Origin of the sequence: Achromobacter sp., assembly GCF_036567245.1 — a bacterium.
Lineage (GTDB): Bacteria > Pseudomonadota > Gammaproteobacteria > Burkholderiales > Burkholderiaceae_B > Achromobacter.
Genome location: NZ_DATCUY010000293.1, coordinates 1 through 2,274 on the forward strand (window position 1 = coordinate 1; position 2,274 = coordinate 2,274).

General features: G+C 68.6%; 3 protein-coding genes. All 3 read left to right on the top strand.

Translation table 11 applies throughout. From position 1 onward, the window contains the following. Positions 1-433 (top strand): phosphoenolpyruvate carboxylase (locus tag VIR09_RS13025; RefSeq protein WP_332013243.1); only part of this gene is annotated, 433 nt, incomplete at its 5' end. A 97-nt stretch (positions 434-530) separates the two neighbouring features. Beyond that, the gene (locus VIR09_RS13030; protein WP_332013244.1) at positions 531-1,052 is read left to right on the top strand and encodes a sigma-70 family RNA polymerase sigma factor; all 522 of its coding nucleotides are present in this window, start codon (positions 531-533) and stop codon (positions 1,050-1,052) included. 6 nt (positions 1,053-1,058) lie between these two features. Beyond that, positions 1,059-2,051 (top strand): FecR domain-containing protein, encoded by a 993-nt coding sequence (locus VIR09_RS13035; protein ID WP_332013245.1) that lies wholly within the window; start codon positions 1,059-1,061, stop codon positions 2,049-2,051. Positions 2,052-2,274: the final 223 nt, after the last annotated feature.

A 2,274-nucleotide genomic window follows, 5' to 3' on the forward strand; every position in this document is an offset into this window, starting at 1 on the left:
TTCACGACGCGCGCGGCTGGCGCAACTGCGCGAGATGGCGCGCGACTGGCCCGCGTTCCGCACGCTGCTGTCCAACATGGAAATGGTGCTGGCCAAGTCCGACCTGGCAATTGCCGCGCGCTACGCGCAACTGGTGCCGCAGCGCGGCTTGCGCGAACGCATCTTCGGCGCCATCAGCGCCGAGCACGGCCGCACGCTGGCCATGCTCAAGCTCCTGACCCAGCGCGAATTGCTGGCCGACAACCCCACGTTGCAGGCTTCGCTGCGCGAACGCTTCGCCTATATCGATCCGCTCAACTACCTGCAGATCGACCTGATCCGCCGCCACCGCGCGGCGCAGAAGCATCCCGAGGCCGAGGTCGACAAGCGCGTGCAGCGCGCCATCCACTTGACCATCAACGGGATTGCGGCGGGGCTGCGCAACTCGGGTTAGCGCATTGCTGGCGCCATGGCGCGCGGTATAGAATGAGTCTGATTCTCATCTTTTACCCGCGCCATTTTTGCCGCCTTTGGGCGCTGCAGGGGCCCGCATGTCGACCAACCAATCCGCAGCGCAGCAGGGCATCGAAGGCCTGTATGCCGATCATCACAGCTGGCTGAGAACCTGGCTGCGCCGCCGGCTGGGCAATGCTTTCGACGCAGCCGACCTGGCGCATGACACTTATCTGCGCATCCTGCGCAGCGGCCGGCTGCCCGAGCCGCACCAGTCGCGTCAGCACCTGGCGCAGGTCGCCAACGGCCTGGTGATTGACCTCTACCGCCGCCGCCAGATCGAGGCCGCTTATCTCGAAGCCCTGGCCAGCTTGCCGCAGGCGCATGCGCCGTCGGAAGAGGCCCGCGCGCTGGCGGTACAGGCCCTGGTAGAGATCGACGCCGTGCTGCAAGCCCTGCCGGCCAAGGCCCGCGAGGCGCTGCTGCTGCGCAAACTAGACGGCTTGAGCTACCGCGACATCGCGGCGCGGCTGGCCGTGTCGGTGTCGTCGGTAGAAAAATACGTGGCGTCTGCGCTCCTGGCCTGCTATCAAGCCCTGCACGCGGCCCCTGGCGGCTGACCGCGCATGTCCGCCATTCCGGCAGAACCTCAGAATCTCAATCGGACCATCGACCCCGCCATCGTGCAGCGGGCGGCCGAATGGATGGCACGCCTGTGGTCGGAAGACGCCAACCCCGGCGATCAGGCCAATTGCGCCCGCTGGCGCGCGCAGCATGCGGACCATGAACTGGCCTGGCAACGGTTGCAGGCATTCGACGACAAGCTCGGCAGCGTATCCCCGCAGGCCGCAAGCCTGGCCCTGCGCAAGCGCCCAGCCAGCGTCTCGCGGCGCCGCGCGATCAGCTTGCTGGGTCTGGGCGCGACCATCGCGGGCGTGGGCTATGTCCTGCGCGGCACCGGCTCCTGGCAAGCCGCCGCGGCCGACTACCGCAGCGGTACGGGAGAGATCAAGACCATCACCCTGCCGGACGGCTCCAGCGTGACGCTGTCGACCGCCACCGCCATCGACCTGAAATTCTCCCAGGACGAACGCCTGGTGGTGCTGCGCGCCGGAGAGATATTGATCGCGACCGCGCCAGATCCCGCCGCGACGGCGCGGCCATTCCGGGTGCGCAGCCGGCACGGTTCCGTGCAGGCCCTGGGAACCCGGTTCTCCGTCAGGGATGATGCCGAAACCTCCCGCGTCGCCGTATTCGAAGGCGCCGTGGAAATCCGTCCCGCCGGCGCGCCGGACCAGCCCGTCCTGCTTCAAGCGGGCCAGGGCTCGCGATTTTCGGCCAGCGGAGCCGCCACTCCCAGCCCGGCGGCTGAGAGCGCGGCGGCCTGGAGCCGTGGGGTGCTGGTTGCCGACGCGATGCGCCTGGACGATTTCCTGGCCGAACTGGCCCGTTACCGGCCGGGCCTGCTGCGCTGCGACGCCGACGTCGCGGGCCTGCTGGTGAGCGGCGTCTTTTCGCTGCGCGACACGGACCGGGCGCTGGATAACCTCACGCGGGCGCTGCCGGTGGCGGTGACCTACCGGACACGCTACTGGGTGACGGTGCGGGCGGCGCAGTGACGGCCACCGGCCGCGGCCGTTACAACTTTTCCGCGGTGGCGATTACGGATTCGACCTTCTGGCTCGGGATACAGGGTGAACCCCTTACCTCTCCTGCTCGAACCGCAAGGCATCGCTCCATGTCCCGTCACCCGCAGCACCCGTCACGTTCGCTCGCGCCTGCAGCGCCAGCGCCCCGCCCCGCGATTCCCCGCCTGATGCGCCTGGCGCTATTGATCGGCAC